Annotated in this window: 23 protein-coding genes, 1 tRNA gene and 1 pseudogene; 12 read left to right on the top strand and 13 right to left on the bottom strand. The window is 50.2% G+C overall.

Annotated features, from left to right (window positions below; all coding sequences use genetic code 11):
• Positions 1 to 12: 12 nt before the first annotated feature.
• The 3 genes from gluQRS to tal all read right to left on the bottom strand — a co-directional run bounded on the left by gluQRS (position 13) and on the right by tal (position 2,416).
• Entirely contained in the window at positions 13 to 900 is an 888-nt protein-coding gene (gene gluQRS / locus BBW69_RS05875) for a tRNA glutamyl-Q(34) synthetase GluQRS (protein WP_188210727.1), read from the bottom strand.
• 16 nt (positions 901 to 916) lie between these two features.
• Entirely contained in the window at positions 917 to 1,207 is a 291-nt protein-coding gene (locus tag BBW69_RS05870) for a hypothetical protein (RefSeq protein WP_188210726.1), read from the bottom strand.
• 153 nt (positions 1,208 to 1,360) lie between these two features.
• Positions 1,361 to 2,416, bottom strand: coding sequence for a transaldolase (gene tal / locus BBW69_RS05865; protein WP_188210725.1), 1,056 nt, complete (start codon positions 2,414 to 2,416; stop codon positions 1,361 to 1,363).
• A gap of 96 nt (positions 2,417 to 2,512) precedes the next feature.
• Here tal and BBW69_RS05860 point away from each other — a divergent pair, with 96 nt between their 5' ends.
• The 6 genes from BBW69_RS05860 to BBW69_RS05835 all read left to right on the top strand — a co-directional run bounded on the left by BBW69_RS05860 (position 2,513) and on the right by BBW69_RS05835 (position 6,251).
• Entirely contained in the window at positions 2,513 to 3,487 is a 975-nt protein-coding gene (locus tag BBW69_RS05860) for a KpsF/GutQ family sugar-phosphate isomerase (RefSeq protein WP_188210724.1), read from the top strand.
• Positions 3,488 to 3,551: 64 nt separating this feature from the next.
• Positions 3,552 to 4,088, top strand: coding sequence for an HAD family hydrolase (locus BBW69_RS05855; RefSeq protein WP_003676541.1), 537 nt, complete (start codon positions 3,552 to 3,554; stop codon positions 4,086 to 4,088).
• Positions 4,085 to 4,666 (top strand): LPS export ABC transporter periplasmic protein LptC, encoded by a 582-nt coding sequence (gene lptC / locus BBW69_RS05850; RefSeq protein ID WP_188210723.1) that lies wholly within the window; start codon positions 4,085 to 4,087, stop codon positions 4,664 to 4,666. Before BBW69_RS05855 ends, lptC begins: the two co-directional genes overlap by 4 nt.
• Positions 4,647 to 5,177, top strand: coding sequence for a lipopolysaccharide transport periplasmic protein LptA (gene lptA / locus BBW69_RS05845; protein ID WP_003676538.1), 531 nt, complete (start codon positions 4,647 to 4,649; stop codon positions 5,175 to 5,177). The genes lptC and lptA overlap by 20 nt, the downstream gene beginning before the upstream one ends.
• 73 nt (positions 5,178 to 5,250) lie before the next feature.
• Positions 5,251 to 5,985: an LPS export ABC transporter ATP-binding protein gene (lptB, locus tag BBW69_RS05840; protein WP_188210765.1), complete on the top strand. Its 735-nt coding sequence runs from the start codon at positions 5,251 to 5,253 to the stop codon at positions 5,983 to 5,985.
• Positions 5,986 to 6,175: 190 nt separating this feature from the next.
• Positions 6,176 to 6,251 (top strand) — tRNA-Phe (locus tag BBW69_RS05835).
• 201 nt (positions 6,252 to 6,452) lie between these two features.
• Here BBW69_RS05835 and mtgA read toward each other — a convergent pair.
• Complete coding sequence (gene mtgA / locus BBW69_RS05830) at positions 6,453 to 7,154, bottom strand: monofunctional biosynthetic peptidoglycan transglycosylase (RefSeq protein WP_107996255.1); 702 nt, start codon at positions 7,152 to 7,154, stop codon at positions 6,453 to 6,455.
• A gap of 2 nt (positions 7,155 to 7,156) precedes the next feature.
• The gene (gene aroE / locus BBW69_RS05825; RefSeq protein WP_188210722.1) at positions 7,157 to 7,966 is read right to left on the bottom strand and encodes a shikimate dehydrogenase; all 810 of its coding nucleotides are present in this window, start codon (positions 7,964 to 7,966) and stop codon (positions 7,157 to 7,159) included.
• A gap of 165 nt (positions 7,967 to 8,131) precedes the next feature.
• On the opposite strand from aroE, the gene BBW69_RS05820 reads away from it, so the two are divergent.
• The 5 genes from BBW69_RS05820 (at position 8,132) to BBW69_RS05800 (ending at position 12,354) form a co-directional block, all read left to right on the top strand.
• Positions 8,132 to 8,518: a surface-adhesin E family protein gene (locus BBW69_RS05820; protein WP_188210721.1), complete on the top strand. Its 387-nt coding sequence runs from the start codon at positions 8,132 to 8,134 to the stop codon at positions 8,516 to 8,518.
• Between the two features lie 239 nt (positions 8,519 to 8,757).
• Positions 8,758 to 10,176 carry a type I glutamate--ammonia ligase gene (glnA, locus tag BBW69_RS05815; RefSeq protein ID WP_188210720.1) on the top strand — a complete coding sequence of 473 codons (1,419 nt, stop codon included), beginning with the start codon at positions 8,758 to 8,760 and terminating at the stop codon, positions 10,174 to 10,176.
• Positions 10,177 to 10,325: 149 nt separating this feature from the next.
• Complete coding sequence (locus tag BBW69_RS05810; RefSeq protein WP_188210719.1) at positions 10,326 to 11,609, top strand: MFS transporter; 1,284 nt, start codon at positions 10,326 to 10,328, stop codon at positions 11,607 to 11,609.
• Positions 11,606 to 11,881, top strand: coding sequence for a GIY-YIG nuclease family protein (locus BBW69_RS05805; RefSeq protein ID WP_188210718.1), 276 nt, complete (start codon positions 11,606 to 11,608; stop codon positions 11,879 to 11,881). The genes BBW69_RS05810 and BBW69_RS05805 overlap by 4 nt, the downstream gene beginning before the upstream one ends.
• Before the next feature lie 158 nt (positions 11,882 to 12,039).
• The gene (locus tag BBW69_RS05800) at positions 12,040 to 12,354 is read left to right on the top strand and encodes a colicin immunity domain-containing protein (protein WP_188210717.1); all 315 of its coding nucleotides are present in this window, start codon (positions 12,040 to 12,042) and stop codon (positions 12,352 to 12,354) included.
• Between the two features lie 528 nt (positions 12,355 to 12,882).
• Here the strand turns inward: BBW69_RS05800 and BBW69_RS05795 are convergent.
• From BBW69_RS05795 to BBW69_RS05760, 8 genes and pseudogenes are all read right to left on the bottom strand, one after another.
• Positions 12,883 to 14,016 carry a hypothetical protein gene (locus BBW69_RS05795; protein ID WP_188210716.1) on the bottom strand — a complete coding sequence of 378 codons (1,134 nt, stop codon included), beginning with the start codon at positions 14,014 to 14,016 and terminating at the stop codon, positions 12,883 to 12,885.
• 105 nt (positions 14,017 to 14,121) lie between these two features.
• A complete protein-coding gene (locus BBW69_RS05790; protein ID WP_188210715.1) occupies positions 14,122 to 14,616 on the bottom strand; it encodes a hypothetical protein in 495 nt (164 codons plus the stop codon).
• A gap of 148 nt (positions 14,617 to 14,764) precedes the next feature.
• On the bottom strand, positions 14,765 to 15,100 hold the full coding sequence (locus tag BBW69_RS05785; RefSeq protein ID WP_188210714.1) for a hypothetical protein: 336 nt from the start codon (positions 15,098 to 15,100) through the stop codon (positions 14,765 to 14,767).
• Positions 15,101 to 15,214: 114 nt separating this feature from the next.
• Positions 15,215 to 15,382 (bottom strand): annotated as a pseudogene (locus BBW69_RS05780) (polymorphic toxin-type HINT domain-containing protein); the annotation flags it as partial.
• Between the two features lie 35 nt (positions 15,383 to 15,417).
• Positions 15,418 to 15,795 (bottom strand): immunity 41 family protein, encoded by a 378-nt coding sequence (locus BBW69_RS05775; protein WP_188210713.1) that lies wholly within the window; start codon positions 15,793 to 15,795, stop codon positions 15,418 to 15,420.
• A gap of 121 nt (positions 15,796 to 15,916) precedes the next feature.
• Positions 15,917 to 16,189: a hypothetical protein gene (locus tag BBW69_RS05770; RefSeq protein WP_188210712.1), complete on the bottom strand. Its 273-nt coding sequence runs from the start codon at positions 16,187 to 16,189 to the stop codon at positions 15,917 to 15,919.
• Positions 16,190 to 16,331: 142 nt separating this feature from the next.
• Positions 16,332 to 16,730, bottom strand: coding sequence for an immunity 41 family protein (locus BBW69_RS05765; RefSeq protein ID WP_111726236.1), 399 nt, complete (start codon positions 16,728 to 16,730; stop codon positions 16,332 to 16,334).
• An 84-nt stretch (positions 16,731 to 16,814) separates the two neighbouring features.
• A complete protein-coding gene (locus BBW69_RS05760) occupies positions 16,815 to 17,915 on the bottom strand; it encodes an anhydro-N-acetylmuramic acid kinase (RefSeq protein ID WP_188210764.1) in 1,101 nt (366 codons plus the stop codon).
• A 152-nt stretch (positions 17,916 to 18,067) separates the two neighbouring features.
• Between BBW69_RS05760 and BBW69_RS05755 the strand changes: the two genes are divergently transcribed.
• Complete coding sequence (locus BBW69_RS05755) at positions 18,068 to 19,642, top strand: inorganic phosphate transporter (protein ID WP_188210711.1); 1,575 nt, start codon at positions 18,068 to 18,070, stop codon at positions 19,640 to 19,642.
• The last annotated feature ends 153 nt before the right edge of the window (positions 19,643 to 19,795 follow it).

The raw sequence follows: 19,795 nt of genomic DNA, 5'->3' as shown, positions 1-19,795 counted from the left end.
GTCGGGCGGTGTTTAGGGAGCGGTAATGGCGTGTTTCGGCACTTTGTCCATATCCCAGTGTGCCACCGCCCAGTCGAGCAGTTCGGCAGGGCGGTCGGTTTCCGGTGCTTCGGGCAGGTTGAGGTAACGGAACACTTGGCGGAGGAGTTGTTCGCGGCGGTTTAAATCCAATGCGGGGGCGAGCGTCTGTTTCGACCATTTCTGCCCTTGTGTGTTGGTCAGGAGCGGCAGGTGGGCATATCGCGGTGTCGGAACGCCCAAACACTGCTGCAAATAGATTTGGCGCGGCGTGGAAACGAGCAGGTCTTGTCCGCGGACGATGTGGGTAACGCACTGTTCGGCATCGTCGGCAACGACGGCGAGTTGGTATGCCCAGTAACCGTCTGCACGAAGTAGGACGAAATCGCCGATGTCGCCGGCGAGGTTTTGGGCGTAACCGCCGACAATGCCGTCTGAAAAACTGATAACGCGGTCGGGGACGCGGATGCGCCACGCCGGCTGTTTGCCTTGCAGTGCAGGGCGTTGGTCGAGGTGGCGGCAACGTCCGTTATAGACGAACCCGTCTGCGCCACGCTTTGCCCCGGCCTGCCAGTCTTTGCGGCTGCAATGGCAGGGATAGACCAGTCCGGCGCTTTTCAGACGGCATAGTGTTTCTTCATACAGGGCGTAACGGCGGCTCTGATAGGCGACTTCTCCGTCCCACTCGAATCCGAATGCCTCAAGCGTGTGCAGGATATGGCTTGCCGCCCCCGGCATTTCGCGCGGCGGATCGAGGTCTTCCATGCGGACTAGCCATTTGCCGCCGTTTGAGCGTGCATCGGCATAGGAAGCGACGGCGGTCAGCAGCGAGCCGATGTGGAGCAGCCCGGTCGGGCTGGGGGCGAAACGTCCTGTGTACATATCCGGTACAGCCCCTTTATTTAAGACTATTAATCAAAACCATTATCTCATCTTTATTCAGTTCCATCCCGGGCTCTTCAAGCAAGGTTAAATCATATAGGGCATTATATTGCTCTTCGGTAGCTGAATCATCCATAAGACCGGGAGAGAAAAAATCGAAGGTTCTATCTGCAATTCTCTCATTACTTGCATTTCTACCAACCAGTTTCATCAATTCTGTATATATTGTATGGGGAGATACCGGATCCTTAAAAATCAGATCTGAATAAATTTCATTGGGTGAAATGATTTCGAGTGCTTTTGCCATGATTCTATTTCCTTTTGTGTCGGCTGATAATGTCGTGCATTAACTTCTTGTTGATTAATATTTTTAGGGAGAATCCTTGATATGCCGCACTGTGTCCGGTCAAAAGGGCGATGCCGTCTGAAAGCCTTTCAGACGGCATCGGGGATGAAAAGTTTAAACCAACGGTGCGAGCAGTTTTTCAAACGCTTCTTCAAATTGTTTCAAACCGTCTTCCTGCAAACGCGCCGCCAAGGTTTCGACATCTATGCCGAGCGCGGCGGTTTCGGCGAGCCGCGCCCGTGCTTCATCCGCACCTTCGGTCAGCGAGGCTTTGGCTGTGCCGTGGTCGATAAAGGCTTTGAGCGTGGCATCGGGAACGGTGTTGACGGTGTGCGCGCCGATCAGGCTGTCAACGTAGAGCGTTTCGGGATAGGCCGGGTTTTTCACGCCGGTAGATGCCCATAAAAGCTGCACGCGGTTTGCGCCTTTGGTTTCCAGCGCGGCAAATTCCGAGCTGCCGAAGTATTGCGCCCAGTCTTGGTAGGCGGCTTTGGCAAGGGCGATGGCGATTTTGCCTTTGAGGTGGTCGGGCAGTGTTGTGTCCAGCGCGCCGTCCACACGGGAGATGAAGAAGCTGGCGACGACGTGGATATGGGCAACGCTTTGTCCGGCTGCCAAGCGTTTGGCAATGCCGCGCGCGTAGGCGGCGTAGGCTTTGAGGGTTTGGGCGCGTGAGAACAGCAGGGTCAGGTTCACGCTGATGCCGTCTGAAACGAGGGTTTCGAGCGCATCGATGCCTGCGTCGGTGGCAGGAATTTTAATCATGGCGTTTTTACGCGCGATGGCGGCATGGAGGCGGCAGGCTTCCTTTACCGTGCCTTGCGCGTCTTTGGCAAGCTCGGGAGAGACTTCGAGGCTGACGAAACCGGTTTTGCCGCCGGTGGATTCGTGTTCGGCAAGGCAAACGTCGCAGGCTGCCCGTACGTCGGCAACCGCCATGGTTTCGTAGCGTTGTTTGGGGCTGAGGTTTTGCTGCTTGAGGACGGCGATTTCATCGGCGTAAAGCGCGTCGCCGGCGAAGGCTTTTTGGAAGATGGCGGGATTGGAAGTGACGCCGCACACGCCTTGTTTCAGCATTTGCGCCAATTCGCCGCTTTGCACGAGCGAGCGGGAAAGGTTGTCCAGCCAGATTTGTTGTCCTAATGCTTTAACGTCCGATAAAATAGTCATTTCTGATTCCTTTGGACAGATGTGTATGTTTCAAAGGTTTATGCTACCCCGATTCGGAAATTTTGGGTAGTTTTATTACAGCAAAGGCGGATGGCGATGGCAGGAAACGAAAAATATCTCGATTGGGCGCGCGAAGTGTTGCACACCGAAGCGGAAGGCTTGCGCGAAATTGCAGCGGAATTGGACGAAAACTTCGTCCTTGCGGCAGACGCGTTATTGCACTGCAAAGGCAGGGTTGTTATCACGGGCATGGGCAAGTCGGGACATATCGGGCGCAAAATGGCGGCAACCATGGCCTCGACCGGCACGCCTGCGTTTTTCGTCCACCCTGCGGAAGCGGCACACGGCGATTTGGGCATGATTGTGGACAACGACGTTGTCGTCGCGATTTCCAATTCCGGCGAAAGCGACGAAATCGCCGCCATCATCCCCGCACTCAAACGCAAAGACATTACCCTCGTCTGCATCACTGCCCGCCCCGATTCAACCATGGCGCGCCATGCCGACATCCACATCACGGCGTCGGTTTCCAAAGAAGCCTGCCCGCTGGGACTTGCCCCGACCACCAGCACCACCGCCGTCATGGCTTTGGGAGACGCGTTGGCGGTCGTCCTGCTGCGCGCACGCGCGTTCACGCCCGATGATTTCGCCTTGAGCCATCCTGCCGGCAGTCTCGGCAAACGCCTGCTTTTACGCGTTGCCGACATTATGCACAAAGGCGGCGGCCTGCCTGCCGTCCGACTCGGCACGCCCTTGAAAGAAGCCATCGTCAGCATGAGCGAGAAAGGTTTGGGCATGTTGGCGGTAACGGACGGGCAATGCCGTCTGAAAGGCGTATTCACCGACGGCGATTTGCGCCGCCTGTTTCAAGAATGCGACAACTTTACCGGTCTTTCGATAGACGAAGTCATGCATACACACCCTAAAACTATCTCCGCCGAACGCCTCGCCACCGAAGCCCTGAAAGTCATGCAGGCAAACCATGTGAACGGGCTTCTGGTTACCGATGCAGACGGCGTGCTGACAGGTGCGCTGAATATGCACGACCTGCTGGCGGCACGGATTGTATAAGGCGTTGCAGCCGTTTCAGACGGCATTTGTGGTAAGATATGCCGTCTGAAAATAAGGAAATCCCATGCAGGCAATTTCTCCCGAATTACAGGCGCGCGCCGCCAAAATCAAACTGCTGATCCTGGATGTGGACGGTGTTTTGACCGATGGGCGCATCTTTATCCGCGATAACGGCGAAGAAATCAAATCGTTTCACACACTGGACGGACACGGTCTGAAAATGCTTCAGGCAAGCGGCGTGCAGACTGCGATTATCACAGGTCGGGACGCGCCCTCCGTCGGCATCCGCGTCAAACAGTTGGGCATAAATTACTACTTCAAAGGCATTTCGGACAAACGCGCCGCGTATGAAGAGCTGCGCGTTCAGGCAGGCGTGGAAGAAGCCGAGTGTGCCTTTGTCGGCGACGACGTGGTCGATTTGCCGGTGATGGTGCGCTGCGGATTGCCGGTTGCCGTCCCCGACGCGCATTGGTTTACGCTGCAACACGCCGCCTATATTGCTAAACGCCCCGGCGGTGCGGGCGCGGTGCGCGAAGTGTGCGACCTGATTATGCGCGCGAAAGGTACGCTGGGCGCGGCTTTGAACGAGTACATCAAATGAAAGTAAGATGGCGGTACGGAATTGCGTTCCCATTGATATTGGCGGTCGCCTTGGGCGGTCTGTCTGCATGGTTGGGTCGTATCAGCGAAGTCGAGATTGAAGAAGTCAGGCTCAATCCCGACGAACCTCAATACACAATGGACGGCTTGGACGGCAGGCGGTTTAACGAACAGGGATACTTGAAAGAACATTTGAGCTCGAAGGGCGCGAAACAGTTTCCGGAAAGCAGCGATATACATTTCGAGTCGCCGCACCTTTCCTTCTTCCAAGAAGGCAGGCTGTTGTACGAAGTCGGCAGCGACGAAGCCATCTACCATACCGAAACCAAACAAGTTCTCTTTAAAAACCATGTCGTCCTGAACAAAACCGGCGACGGCAGGCGGCAGGCGGGTACGGTAAAAACCGACAAGCTTCATGTTGATACCGAATCGCAATATGCCCAAACCGACACGCCCGTCAGCTTTCAATACGGCGCGTCGCACGGTCAGGCGGGCGGCATGACTTACGACCACAAAACAGGCCTGTTGAACTTCTCATCTAAAGTGAAAGCTACGATTTATGATACAAAAAATATGTAAAATTTTTGTTTTAATAGCATTTTTTTCGGCATCCCCCGCTTTTGCCCTTCAAAGCGACAGCAGGCAGCCTATTCAGATTGAGGCCGATCAAGGTTCGCTCGATCAAGCCAACCAAAGCACCACATTCAGCGGAAACGTCGTCATCAGACAGGGGACGCTCAATATTTCCGCCGCCCGCGTCAACGTAACGCGTAATGGCAAAGGCGAACAGTTTATGAAGGCCGACGGCTCGCCCGTACGTTTCAGCCAAACGTTGGACGGGGGCAAAGGGACGGTGCGTGGTCAGGCAAACAACGTTGCTTATTCGTCTGCAGGCAGCACCGTAGTCTTAACCGGTAATGCCAAAGTACAGCGCGGCGGCGATGTCGCCGAAGGCGCGGTGATTACCTACAACACCAAAACCGAAGTCTATACCATCAGCGGCAGCACAAAATCCGGCGCAAAATCCGCTTCCAAATCCGGCAGGGTCAGCGTCATCATCCAGCCTTCGAGTACGCAAAAATCCGAATAATCCCAAAATGCCGTCTGAAACATAAACCCGGTTCGGACGGCATATGCCGACCGAAGATATTGAAGAGATATTTATGAGCGCAAACGTCAGCCGCCTTGTTGTTCAAAACCTGCAAAAAAGTTTCAAAAAACGCCAAGTCGTTAAAAGCTTCTCCCTCGAAATCGAGAGCGGTGAAGTCGTCGGCCTGCTCGGGCCCAACGGCGCGGGTAAAACCACCAGTTTCTACATGATTGTCGGACTCATTGCCACCGATGCGGGCAGCGTGATGCTGGACGGGCAGGAATTGCGCCACCTGCCCATACACGAACGCGCCCGCCTGGGTGTCGGCTACCTGCCGCAGGAAGCCTCGATTTTCCGCAAAATGACCGTCGAACAAAACATCCGCGCCATTTTAGAAATCAGTACCAAAGACAAAAGCCTCATCGACGGCGAAGTTGAAAAACTGCTTGCCGACCTGAATATCGAGCGTTTGCGCAATAATCCTGCCCCATCTTTGTCGGGGGGCGAGCGTCGACGCGTCGAAATCGCCCGCGTACTCGCCATGAAACCGCATTTTATTTTGCTGGACGAGCCTTTTGCCGGCGTCGATCCTATCGCTGTCATCGACATCCAGAAAATCATCGGATTTCTCAAGTCGCGCGGTATCGGCGTATTGATTACCGACCACAACGTACGCGAAACCCTCAGCATCTGCGATCGGGCCTACATTATTTCAGACGGCACGGTGTTGGCATCGGGAAAACCTGATGATTTGGTCGGAAACGAACAGGTTCGTTCTGTTTATCTGGGTGAGAACTTCAAATATTGAAAATATTTTTCAGACGGGCGGCCTAATATCGTCGAGCAGGCGGCAAAAATACGGATTTATGCTGTTTTTACATAAATTAATTCAAATTTAAAACATTGACTTAAACCTGTTTTCAAAGAATATTGCCCGATATGCTTGCATGTCGTCCCGTAATTTGGTTTAATACGCATCTCTTAACGAGACAGACAAAGGCCAGATAGCTCAGTTGGTAGAGCAACGGATTGAAAATCCGTGTGTCGGCGGTTCGATTCCGCCTCTGGCCACCAAAAAACCGCTTATAAGCGGTTATTTTTTTGCCTGCCGTTTTTGGGAAGTTGTCCGTGTCGGACACGTTTTGTGTTTGACCGTTATGTAGAAGGACAAAAGCGATAATGACCGCTCTGTTGCATTTTGGAGAAGAGGATAAAGGCAGAAAGCATATGCCGTCTGAATGATATTTCAGACGGCATTTTATATTGCGGCGGCACTCAGTCCGTGTCGTCTTCAGGCAATTCTGCCGAACCCATGCGTTTGAGCACGATATTGGTTTTGTTGCGCAGCCGTTTGCTTTTCGGATGGTCGGCGTAGTAGAGCGGGGCGGGGACGCGGGCAGTCAGTTTCGCCGCCTGCTGTTTGGTCAGGTCTGCGGCCGGTTTTTTATAAAAGTATCGGGACGCAGCTTCCGCGCCAAACACCCCGTAGTGCCACTCGATTGAATTCAGATACAGTTCGAAAATCCTGTCTTTGTCGGTAACGGCTTCCATCATCGCCGTAATGGCCGCCTCTTCCCCTTTGCGCAGATAGCTGCGGCTTTCGTTGAGGAAGAGGTTTTTGGCAAGCTGCTGGCTGATGGTCGATCCGCCCGCCTTCACTTCGCCGCTGTTCCGGTTGCGTCTGATAGCGTTTTGAATTCCGCCCCAATCGAAGCCGCCGTGTCCGGCAAAATGGGCATCTTCGGAAGCAATCAGGGCTTTTTTCAGGTTGGTGGAAATGCGGTCGTAGGGAACCCAACGGTAATCCAGGGCGACATTGCGTCCTTCTTGTTCAAACTGCTTCATCCGCATCGACATAAAGGCGGTTTGATGCGGCGCGACGGCACGGTAGGTAATGATGTTGCCGTACACATAAGCGTTGAAGAAAATGAAGATGCCGATAGGCAGGGCAATCAGCCATTTGATGATGCGGAACATGGTTACAGGGCTTTCATGTATTCGATAACAGGGCGGATATCGGGCGTAAATCCGCGCCAGAGGGAGTAGGAAGCGGCAGCCTGACCGACCAGCATGCCCAGGCCGTCTGAAACTTCGGCCGCGCCGTTGCTTTGGGCAAAGTTCAAAAACGCCTGCGCCGCGTCGCCGTAAACCATATCGTAGGCAAGGCGGCAGTTGCGAAAAATTTCAGGGCTGACGGCAGGAAGCTGACCGCTCAAGCCGCCGGACGTGCCGTTGATGATGATATCAAAACCGCCGTTCAAATCCGCCATCGGGACTGCTTCAATGCCGAAAAGCCGCGCCAATTCCTCGGCCTTGGCGTGGGTACGGTTGGCAATGACGATACGGGCAGGGCGGTGTTCTTTCAAAACAGGAATCACGCCGCGCACCGCGCCGCCTGCGCCCAAAAGTAAAATGGTTTTGCACTCGATGGCAATGTTTTTGACCTGCGTGATGTCGTTGGACAAACCGATACCGTCGGTATTGTCGCCACGCAGCTTGCCGTTTTCCAACAGAATCAGCGTATTGACCGCACCTGCCGCCGATGCGCGTTCGGAATACTCGTCCGCCAGCGCAAAAGCTTCCTGCTTGAACGGTACGGTAACGTTTGCCCCGCAACCGCCTGTTTCAAAAAATATCGAAACCGCCTGCGCGAAACCGCCGATGTCGGCGCAAATGCGCCCATATTCGATGTCGACGCCTTCCTGAAGGGCAAACTGCTGATGGATTTGCGGCGACTTGCTGTGGGCGACGGGATTGCCGAAAACGGTGTAACGGGAGATAGTTGTCATGGTTGTATTTCAAAAATAGGACAGCTATTTTATAACGACGGAGGGAAGATGGGAACGCTGGGGGGGAATGCGCTTTACAACGGCATGATATAATTTTTTGCTACCTGAAAAATCCATTTTTTATAATACAACTTTATTTTTTGATAAAAATTACAGAGGTTTGGCATGAAAAAGATGTTACTTTTAGCATTATTAACGGTGGGATTAGCAACTCAGGCTGCAGCGACAGATTGGGTAGGATTAAGCTTTAATGATGATGGTGTTACATATGGCGATGTGGATAGCCGCACCCATAATCGGGCTTGGTTTGAGGATAGGTATAAGAAACCCCAAAAATATCTTAATAATAAATTTATTATTCAAATGAAATCACTAAGAGAAATGGATTGCAGTAATAGGAGATATCGGATATTAACTTTTGCAGTGTATTCAAAATCAGCAAAGTTGGTTGACTCTTCTACTCCTCCTTATGTAAGCAAATGGGAATATGTTTTTCCTGAAACATCTGGGGAGTATATGTACAACTTTGTCTGCAACCATGAGCCGCGATAACTGTTTTATCGGCACAGGATGAATGATTGGCTTTTCTATTTTAAGCCACTATAAACTCGGACAAAAGACGGTAATACAGATTAGATTTCGGTTTTCAAGAATACAGTAAGAGAAGGATTGTTGACAATCTTGCCGTCTGAAACTATATTTCATTACGTAAAAACGGGTGCCCTGATGTATTTCAGACGGCCTTACCGTGGTAGAATAACAACTTAAACCTATTCCCTCAGGAGCTGAAGATGTCCATCAAAGACGCTGTAAAATTGATTGAAGAAAGCGAAGCCCGCTTTGTCGATTTGCGCTTTACCGATACCAAAGGCAAGCAGCACCACTTTACCGTGCCTGCGCGCATCGTGTTGAAAGACCCCGAAGAGTGGTTTGAAAACGGTCAAGCGTTTGACGGTTCGTCCATCGGCGGCTGGAAAGGCATTCAGGCTTCCGATATGCAGCTGCGTCCCGATGCGTCTACAGCCTTCGTCGATCCTTTTTATGATGATGTTACCGTCGTTATTACCTGCGACGTCATCGACCCTGCCGACGGTCAGGGTTACGACCGCGACCCGCGCTCCATCGCACGCCGTGCCGAAGCCTATTTGAAATCTTCCGGTATCGGCGACACGGCATACTTCGGCCCCGAACCCGAATTCTTCGTCTTCGACGGCGTAGAATTTGAAACCGATATGCACAAAACCCGTTACGAAATCACGTCCGAAAGCGGCGCATGGGCCAGCGGTCTGCATATGGACGGTCAAAACACCGGCCACCGCCCTGCCGTCAAAGGCGGTTACGCGCCCGTTGCGCCGATTGACGCGGGACAAGACCTGCGCTCCGCGATGGTAAACATTTTGGAAGAACTCGGCATCGAAGTCGAAGTCCACCACAGCGAAGTCGGTACCGGCAGCCAAATGGAAATCGGCACGCGCTTCGCCACCTTGGTCAAACGCGCCGACCAAACCCAAGACATGAAATATGTGATTCAAAATGTCGCCCACAACTTCGGCAAAACAGCCACCTTCATGCCCAAACCCATCATGGGCGACAACGGCAGCGGTATGCACGTTCACCAATCCATTTGGAAAGACGGTCAAAACCTGTTTGCAGGCGACGGCTATGCCGGCTTGAGCGACACCGCGCTTTACTACATCGGCGGCATCATCAAACACGCCAAGGCCCTGAACGCGATTACCAATCCGTCCACCAACTCTTACAAACGCCTCGTGCCGCACTTCGAAGCGCCGACCAAACTGGCCTACTCCGCCAAAAACCGTTCCGCTTCCATCCGCATTCCGTCTGTGAACAGCAGCAAGGCGCGCCGCATCGAAGCGCGTTTCCCCGATCCGACCGCCAACCCGTATTTGGCATTTGCCGCCCTGCTGATGGCGGGTTTGGACGGCATTCAAAACAAAATCCATCCGGGCGACCCTGCCGATAAAAACCTCTACGACCTGTCGCCGGAAGAAGATGCATTGGTGCCGACTGTCTGCGCTTCTTTAGAAGAAGCTCTTGCCGCGCTCAAAGCCGACCACGAATTCCTCCTGCGCGGCGGCGTGTTCAGCAAAGACTGGATCGACAGTTACATCGCCTTCAAAGAAGAAGATGTCCGCCGTATCCGCATGGCACCTCATCCGCTGGAATTTGAAATGTATTACAGCTTGTAAATTCTCAGGTTTCAGTAGAAATGCCGTCTGAACAAAGTTTCAGACGGCATTTTGCATTTGAACGGCAAAACGGCGGAGCAGGGGCGGTGTTTTTCAGCGGTTGGGCGATATTTGCTACAATAGGCTTTTATTTCTTGGCTGTTTGAACCATGACTGTATCGAAATCAGGTTTTATCGGGCAAATCTTTTCTCGCAATATGCTTGTCTGTATTTTTACGGGGTTTACCTCGGGGCTGCCGCTGTACTTTCTGATTAACCTGATTCCGGCATGGTTGCGCAGCGAGCAGGTGGATTTGAAGAGCATCGGGCTGATGGCGCTGATCGGTCTGCCGTTTACTTGGAAATTTTTGTGGTCCCCACTGATGGACGCGGTCAGGGTTCCCATTTTGGGCCGGCGGCGCGGGTGGATGCTGTTGACGCAGGCAGGGTTGCTGGCGGCTTTGGCGGCATATGCCTTTTTAAACCCCCGGAATCATCTGCCGCTGATTGCCGGTTTGTCGGTGCTTGTCGCTTTTTTTTCCGCCAGTCAGGATATTGTATTGGATGCATTCAGGCGCGAGATTTTGTCGGACGAGGAATTGGGTTTGGGCAACTCAGTCCATGTGAATGCCTACCGGATTGCTGCTTTGGTTCCGGGTTCATTGAGTTTGGTGCTGGCAGACAGGATGCCGTGGTCAGAAGTATTTGTTATCACTTCATTATTTATGCTGCCCGGCCTTCTGATGACGCTGTTTCTCGCGCGTGAACCCGTGTTGCCGCCTTCCGTTCCTAAAACGTTGAAGCAGACCGTGGTAGAGCCGTTTAAAGAATTTTTTACACGTAAAGGCATCGCTTCGGCGGTATGCGTGCTGCTGTTTATCTTCCTTTACAAACTCGGCGACAGTATGGCAACCGCGTTGGCAACGCCGTTTTATCTGGATATGGGTTTCAGTAAGACAGACATCGGTTTGATTGCAAAAAATGCAGGACTGTGGCCGGCAGTAGCGGCAGGTATCTTGGGCGGCGTGTGGATGCTGAAAATTGGCGTAAACAAAGCCTTGTGGATATTCGGCGCGGTGCAGGCTGTAACCGTTTTGGGGTTTGTATGGCTGGCAGGGTTTGGACATTTCGACACAGTCGGTACGAGCGAGAGGCTGATGCTGGCGGCAGTTATCGGCGCAGAGGCAGTCGGCGTGGGGTTGGGGACGGCGGCGTTTGTATCGTATATGGCGCGCGAGACCAATCCCGCATTTACCGCAACGCAGCTCGCACTGTTTACCAGCCTGTCCGCTGTTCCCCGTACGGTCATCAATTCCTTTGCAGGTTATCTGATCGAATGGCTCGGTTATGTACCGTTTTTCCAGTTGTGTTTCGTACTTGCCCTGCCGGGTATGCTGTTGTTGCTGAAAGTTTCGCCTTGGAACGGGGAAAAAACTCAGGATACAGGCAGATGAACGCGTCAAACTGGAGCGTTTACCTGATATTGTGTGAAAACAGCGCGTTCTATTGCGGCATCAGCAAGAATCCGCAACAGCGGCTTGCCGCCCACACGGCCGGAAAAGGCGCGAAATATACCCGCGTATTCAAACCGGTAGCGATGCGTATCGTTGCAGGCGGCATGGATAAAGGCATGGCGCTCAAACAGGAAATCGCCGTCAAAAAACTGACCGCCGCACAAAAACGGCAATTGTGGGAACAGGCAGAAAAAATGCCGTCTGAAACCTGACGGTTCAGGTTCGAACGGCATGGTTACAGCAGTTGGCAACAATCAGGACAAAGCAGGGCAGGCGACGCTGTCGTTTTTGATAAAGACAATAGGTTTGTAACGGCAATGAAGATAAGTGGAAAACAGTGCGAGCATTATTTGAATACGGATTATCTGCAATGAAAAGAACGGTTTTTTCCAAGATGGCGCAAGATTTCTTCGACGGGAAAACGGATGTCGAAACGTTTTACAACCGGTTTATGGACGATTGGATTGCCAACAGTAGCAAGCCGGATGACGTGCGTGTGCCTGTTCCCTATATCGAACAGTCTTTGAGTTTGGCTGTCGACAGTTATTGTCCTGTGGAGTTTCGGGATGATATGCAGCCGTATGATTATGATGAAGAGCAGTTGAAGCGGGTTGTCGGTATTTATCTGCAAACCGATGATGTGGATGAGGCTTATCGGATGATGAGGCGGCAGGGTTTGATTTGATGGCTTGATGCCGTCTGAACTTGGTTTCAGACGGCATTTTTATTGCCTTTTGTTTGGAAAAACGGGGCGTTTTGCGGCGGATGCCGCTTTTTTTACGGAGTTTTGAAAAAGGAAAACCGATGTTTCAACACACAGGACGGCACATAAAGCGTCGCCCTATGAAAGTGAAGGCATATATCAGTATTTTTTATACGCCAACAGAAAAGAATACGATGAACTGTTGGTTAGATTTGTATTAATCAATCAGTATATTTTTTATACCGAGGTATTTTTCCTTATCGGTATCCCTTCTTTTATGAGGATGCCTGCCGCTCATATAAAGAACGGGGAAGATATGATGGGAAAATACGGTACAGCCCTCGATATCACACAATATATCAACTTATTTGTTTGTTTGATAATGTGTATTTCTGTTTTTTGGATTGTGGTTTTCAATTTGTAGCGAATTGGATTCGGTATATACGGCATTGCAGAAAGCGTTTGACTCTCCAATGCCGTCTGAAAACCGGTTTCAGACGGCATTTGCGTTCAGTAAGAAAAGCCGCGCTTGCCGCCCGAACGTCTCGCCGCAGCCTCTGCATAACGGCGCACCTCTTTTTCCAAGTCTTCCAAGTTCAAAGGAAAATCAGGCAGTCTGTCTCCCTGTTTCTCTTCGAGGATAATCCGCCCGCCATCCAAATACCACGTCTGTTGCGCATGATAGGTCTGCATATCCGCCGTTACGCCATCCGCTTTCAATGCTACCGTCGAAGATTGTGCAATAAAAAGATTTCCGTTTTTCAAATAATATTCGAAATCCTGGCGTTTTTTCCCATTGTCGAAACTCCAATAGACTTTCTGCGGCAGACCGTCCGCATCATAGCCAACCACAAGACTGTTCGCCTTCATCCCTCGGGGCATCAATTCCCGCATATTCTGATAAAACACATAATCGCGCGAGTCCGATGCAATCCGGTTGCTCTCTTCGCGGAAGTCCCAAACCTTCTGCTCGTCATTCGCGACATCTCGGTATTTCGCCAAATATACCTGGGCCATCTGATAACACCCGAGGCAATGCTCATAAACATCTTCCCCGATTTTCCCGCGCCCCGACGCATCAAATACCGAACCGTCCGGTTGCCAAACAACCCGATATTCTCCTGTCGTTTCATAATTTTCCCCGTGAGCCATTCCACCGTACACATTTACAGAAAACGGACGATCGTTCCGATACAGATACTCGGCATTAACAAACGCTTCCGGCGAGCGTTGCGAAAGCGAAACCGCAACCAAACCGCCCTCGCCGATATAGTAATCCAGCCAAACCTCTTCCCCATGTTCCTGCTCCGTTACGTGAAACCATTTCGCCTTTTCTTTCAAACGACTGAGCCAGATAGCGAGCGCGAGATAATCCTTCTCCGACTGCAACGGACCGTCATCCACAGTTCCGGCAAGACTTTCCTCCGTCCTCATCGATTCCTTCACGATGACAACCGCCCTGTCGGCATTTCGGAACAGGCGGGCAAGTTTCGCCACAAAAGCATTCGGATTTTCAGGTACTTCAGTTGCCGTATCGCTCAAAAACCAACGCGGATTAATCTCATAGGCAATACCCGTTCCCAGCCAAAAGGCAAATGCAAGTGCAAAAAATGACAACAATACCGGTTTGAATTTTTTAAACATATTTATTTTTCGTTTAACAGGATATATCGATTATATTAGACGATCTTTTAATCTAATCTACGGTTGCTACCGTACTTTAAAAACCCCTATGCAGGCTGCGGCTTGTTACTCTTGTTTGCTTCGGTTCAATTTTTTGACTAATTCAAATGCTTCAGATTGATATTGATCTTTCCATTTTTTCCAATCTAACGGTTTTCCCGAGCGTTCCCAATCTTCTAAAACCGACATTTTGAACATTTCCATTTCCCACCAATATTCGGCATATAAACGTGATTGATTGGGAATGTCGGCTTCTGCCCGATCGGCAAAATGCAAAAAATGAGAAATATCGCAAACTATATTATTTTCAGAAACTCTTTCAGCCAATATGTTTTTGACTAACTGCCGCGCCCCGGTCTGATATTTTTCTGTCCATCTCTCCCATTTTTCAGGCTTTCCTGATGTTTCCCAATCTTCCAATGCAGAGGCATTCAAGACTTCCAATTCCCACCAGCAATCGTAGTAATGAGAGGATTGGTTGGGAATCTCATTTTCTGCTTCGGAAACAAATTGGATAAAACTAAAAATATCCTTAACGATTTTTTCAAATCTATTTTCCATAGGTTGCCGCCCCCTCCAAATTGCGTGCCAACAACTTCGGCAAAATCAAGCCGGCAAGCCCCAGCATCCTGTGCCAATTGGAGAAAATGCCGTCTGAAAGCCGAATACCGCTTCAGACGGCATTTGCCAGATTTGACCTTGCCGGTGCTTACGGACGCTTTTTAAATATAAAGAAGGAAATATCGTCTAACGCATCTTCGGCAAAACCTTGCAAATCCGGATTACCTTGTTTTGAGCGCAATAAAGCAATCACTTTATCGCAATCGCCGATATTTTCATGCATCCTGGCGAGATGTCCGAAACAGGTTAATGACAATCTGGCAATATCCAAGTCTTTATGCTTCGACAACTCCGTCAATTTCTCAGAAATCCAAGGGATTTCATCCTCCTCCGAGTTGAAGGTCATGCCGAGCATACCGTCAATAACACAATCTTTATTTTCAGAATAAATCATCTTTTCTACTTGATTCTTATCAGCCATCATTTTTTAATTTTTCCTTTTGAATGAACCGACATTGCTTTTTTAAAACATCTTTTCCGGCGGGCAGAACCGTTATGAAACATTTGCGCCCGGTCTCAGGCAAAACGATTTCCTTATCGGTTTATCGGCAACGATGCGGACGGTTTGGGTTTTGCCGCTTTCAGATAACAGCCTGATTCCCGCCTTTAAGTCTTCCGCCTTAATCCATTTGCCGTCCGAATAAAACGGGTGGATGCGGTTGGAAATCAGGGTTTGGCTGTTGCTGATGCCGTCTGAAAGCCGAATATCGTTTCAGACGGCATTTTGATTGCCGGGTTTTGCTATTTTTTGTTGTAATAATCAAATTGCACGTTGACTATGTCTTTCTCGGTAAAAATATAACGGAGCATTGTTGTGAATCTTTCATAACGTTCATGAATTCCCACGCTATCAGGTAGCCAAGGGGAAGCTTTAATTTCGAAAAGCTCCCAATTTGGAACCATTAAAAAATCAATAAGGGTACCGATTCCAATCACAATATCCCTTGGTATATCCATCGGATAAGGATATTTTCTCCTAACCTCGATTAAATCATTCTCTAACTTCCAATATTCTTCATCATCCCACACCCCGTCATCATACCATTTGCCAATAAATGAATTTTCGTCATATCCCTCAAAACAAGTAATATTTCTTCTGAAGTTTTTTAACTCACACATAATACACATAATAATTAATCTCCAATACGATTTAGGTTTTTATCATGGAATGCCGTCTGAAGGGCGGAACGGTCTTTCAGACGGCATCGGATTGCCGGATTTTTAACCTAACCCGCACTTGTTAATCAAAATTCCATTTTTCCGATATAGTATTTCTCCAAGCGTAACCACCAAGGGGTAAATTACTTAGGAGATTGACTGAGGAATCAATAGTGACAATTTCTTTTAAACTGACTATCACAGCATCTCCTTCATGAATTTCATTGCCATCTAAGAATTGCCACATTCCATCATCAGCATCATGCCATACTTCTAAGATTCCGTTTTTTTTAGACAAAATTCTTCCAGTGGTAATAACAGCAGTATTTTGAGGGTCTTCAAATTTCCATTGCATATTGATGCCTGTTTATTTGATTTCTTAATATTTTTCTTCCGGATAAAACCTGCGCGGTTTTATGACTATTGCCCCTTTCAAATGAAGGAAAGGTCGTCGAAAATCAAACACATTTTCAGACGGCCTTTTGATTGTTGGGTTTTCACCTCAATCTACCTTTACTATGTTTTATTGGAAAATAAAAAAATTTCCAGTCATCTACATCTACATCAGTAAAAATATAACGGAGCATTACTCTGAACCTTTCATAACGCTCATTAATTTTGACACTTTTAGGCAACCAAGGAGAAGCTTTAATTTCGAAAAGTTTCCAATTTGGAACCATTAAAAAATCAATAATAGTACCGATTCCAATCACAATATCCCTTGGTATATCCATCGGATAAGGATATTTTCTCCTAACCTCGATTAAATCATTCTCCAACTTCCAATATTCTTCATCATCCCACACCCCGTCATCATGCCATTTACCAATAAATGAATTTTCGTCATACTCCTTAAAACAAGGGATGTTTCTTCTAAAATCCTTGAACTCGCACATAATAATTAATCTCCAATACGGTTAAGATTTTCATCATGGGATGCCATCTGAACGGCAGGGTGGGTTTTCAGACGGCATTTGCGCTCAATAATAATATCCCGCACCCAGAATACACGGTTTGGATGCGCCGGTTGCTTTGTGCGGACTACTGGGAATGCGGTTGACCCAACACGCCGCCAACCACGCAAATGCGGCCGCCTCCACCCATTGCGGATCGAGATTCAGGTCGGCGGTGCTGTGTAAGGAAACGCGTGTGCCGAAACATTCTGCCAAATCCGCTGTCAAGACGGGATTGCGGATGCCGCCGCCGCAAATATACATTTGACGGGTATCTGCCGCTGCGTGTGAGACGGCGTCGAAAACGGTTTGCGCGGTAAAACGGGAAAGCGTCCGTAATACGTCGTATCGGTTTTCGCCGCCGCCAAGATAGGTTTCGAGCCAATTTAGGGCAAACAGTTCGCGCCCCGTGCTTTTTGGGTGGGGTTGTGAGAAATACGGGTGGGCGAGCAGCCTGTCGAGCAGTTGCGGCAATATGTTGCCTTGTGCCGCTTTTGCACCGTTTTTGTCGTAAGGCAGCTGCCAGTGTGCCTGCGTCCATGCGTCCATCAGCATATTGCCCGGCCCCGTGTCGAAGCCGAAGGCGGGTGTGTCGGGGGGGAGTACGCTGATGTTGGCAATCCCGCCGATGTTCAGTACCACGCGAGTTTCTTTATCGTCGCGGAACAGGGCTTCGTGAAAGGCGGGGACGAGCGGCGCACCTTGTCCGCCGGCCGCAAGGTCGCGGCTGCGGAAGTCGCCGACGGTAAAAATCTGAGTCAGTTCCGCCAGCAGCGGCAAATCGGCAAGCTGTACGCTGTAACCGTGTTCCGGTGCATGTCGGACGGTTTGACCGTGGCAGCCGACAGCGGTAATGTCGTACGGCGCGAGGTTTTGACTGCATAGCAGTTCGGCGACGGTTTGCGCATACAGGTGGCTGAGTTCTTGCGACAAAATCCTGCTGCGGTGCAGTTCGTCTGCGCCTGTGTCCTGTAAATCCAGCAATTTGCGGCGTAACCGGTCAGGGTAGGGTATAAAGGCGTGTCCCTCCGCGCCCAGCCATTTCCCGCCGTCCATACGTATCAGTACGGCATCCGCCCCGTCCATGCTTGTTCCCGACATGATGCCGATGTAAAGCTGTGTTTCCATCATCACTCCCAAACTGGTGCAAAACGCCATTTTAACGTGTATTGACGCCCGTATACCGATTTGCTGGCGTAGTGTAAATAAATGTTTCAAGAAGGATTGCAAAAGGTTACAATATCCGCGAAAACCCTTCTGTGTCCACTAAGGAATCTTCCATGGCTCAAACTCAAATGAGTGCGAACTTGAAACTGATTAACGCTGTCTTTGCCGCCATGCTGGTCGGCATGGTCAGCTATTTTATCTATTGGGGTTTGGGTTATACCCACTACAATAACAGCGTGCTTTTCATTATTGCCACCATGTTCGGCGTGTTCATGGCGTTCAATGTCGGCGGCAACGATATTGCCAACTCTTTCGGTACCAGCGTCGGGTCCGGGACGCTGACGATCCCGCAGGCTTTGCTGATTGCAGCGGTATTTGAGGTCAGCGGTGCGGTCATCGCGGGTGGAGAAGTAACCGATACTATACGCAAAGGTATCGTCGATCTGAACGGTATGAACCTCGAGCCCATGCAGTTTGTGTTTATCATGATGTCTGCACTCTTGGCGGCGGCTTTGTGGCTGCTGTTCGCTTCCCACAAAGGCCTGCCGGTTTCGACGACACACGCGATTATCGGCGGCATCGTCGGCAGTGCGTTGTGTATGGCGGTTATGAAACATGCCGACTGGGGAACGTTGATTCAGTGGGGAAAATTGGGAGAAATCGGGATATCTTGGGTGCTGTCGCCTGTTTTGGGCGGTGCGGTTTCCTATTTCCTGTTTTCCCGCGTTAAGAAAAATGTCTTAGATTACAATGCTTGGGCCGAAGGTACGCTCAAAGGCATCAAGCAGGAGAAAAAGGCCTATAAAGAACAGCACCGCCTGTTTTTCGAGGGTTTGTCTGAGGCTGAAAAAGTCGAATATGCCACTAAAATGGCGCACGATGCACAAATTTACGATGAGCCCGAATTTGATCCGCAAGAGCTGCAATCGGAGTATTACCGCGGTCTTTATACGTTCGATAACCGTAAAAACAATGTCGATTCTTACAAGGCGTTGCACTCTTGGGTTCCCTTTATCGCTTCGTTCGGCGCGATGATGATTTCTGCCATGCTGATTTTCAAGGGTCTGAAAAACCTGCATCTGGGCATGAGCAATGTCAACAGCTTCCTGACTATCTTTATGATAGGTGCGGCGGTGTGGATGGGTACGTTTGTTTTTGCAAAAAGCCTCAAACGTAAAGATTTGGGTAAATCGACCTTTCAGATGTTTTCATGGATGCAGGTCTTTACCGCATGCGGTTTCGCATTCAGCCACGGGGCGAACGATATCGCCAACGCCATCGGTCCGTTTGCCGCGATTATGGATGTTTTGCGGACTAACAGCGTTGCCGCGCAAAATGCCGTTCCTCCGATTGCCATGCTGACATTCGGTATCGCGCTGATTGTCGGTTTGTGGTTTGTCGGTAAAGAGGTGATTAAAACCGTCGGTACGAGTTTGGCTGAAATGCATCCTGCTTCGGGATTTACCGCCGAACTGTCCGCCGCCTCCGTTGTGATGGGTGCGTCGCTGATGGGGCTGCCTGTTTCCAGTACGCATATCTTGGTCGGTGCGGTACTCGGTATCGGTCTGGTCAACCGTAATGCCAATTGGAAACTGATGAAGCCCATCGGCCTGGCTTGGGTCATTACCCTGCCTGCAGCCGCTGTATTGTCGGTTGCCTGCTACTTGGTTTTACAGGCAGTATTCTGATTGTTAAACGGTTATGCCGTCTGAACTTCCTTCAGACGGCATTTTTGTTTGCAAGTCCGGTTTGGCGGGAATATGGGTTTATAGGTCAGACAGGGAGCAGGCTGCCGTATCGTTATGAGATGGCGTCGCCCTTCCGGAAAACAGGTTGTAAAA

Source organism: Neisseria sp. RH3002v2f (genome assembly GCF_014596375.1).
GTDB classification, from domain to species: Bacteria; Pseudomonadota; Gammaproteobacteria; order Burkholderiales; family Neisseriaceae; genus Neisseria; species Neisseria cinerea.
This window is presented reverse-complemented; position numbering and strand designations above follow the sequence as displayed.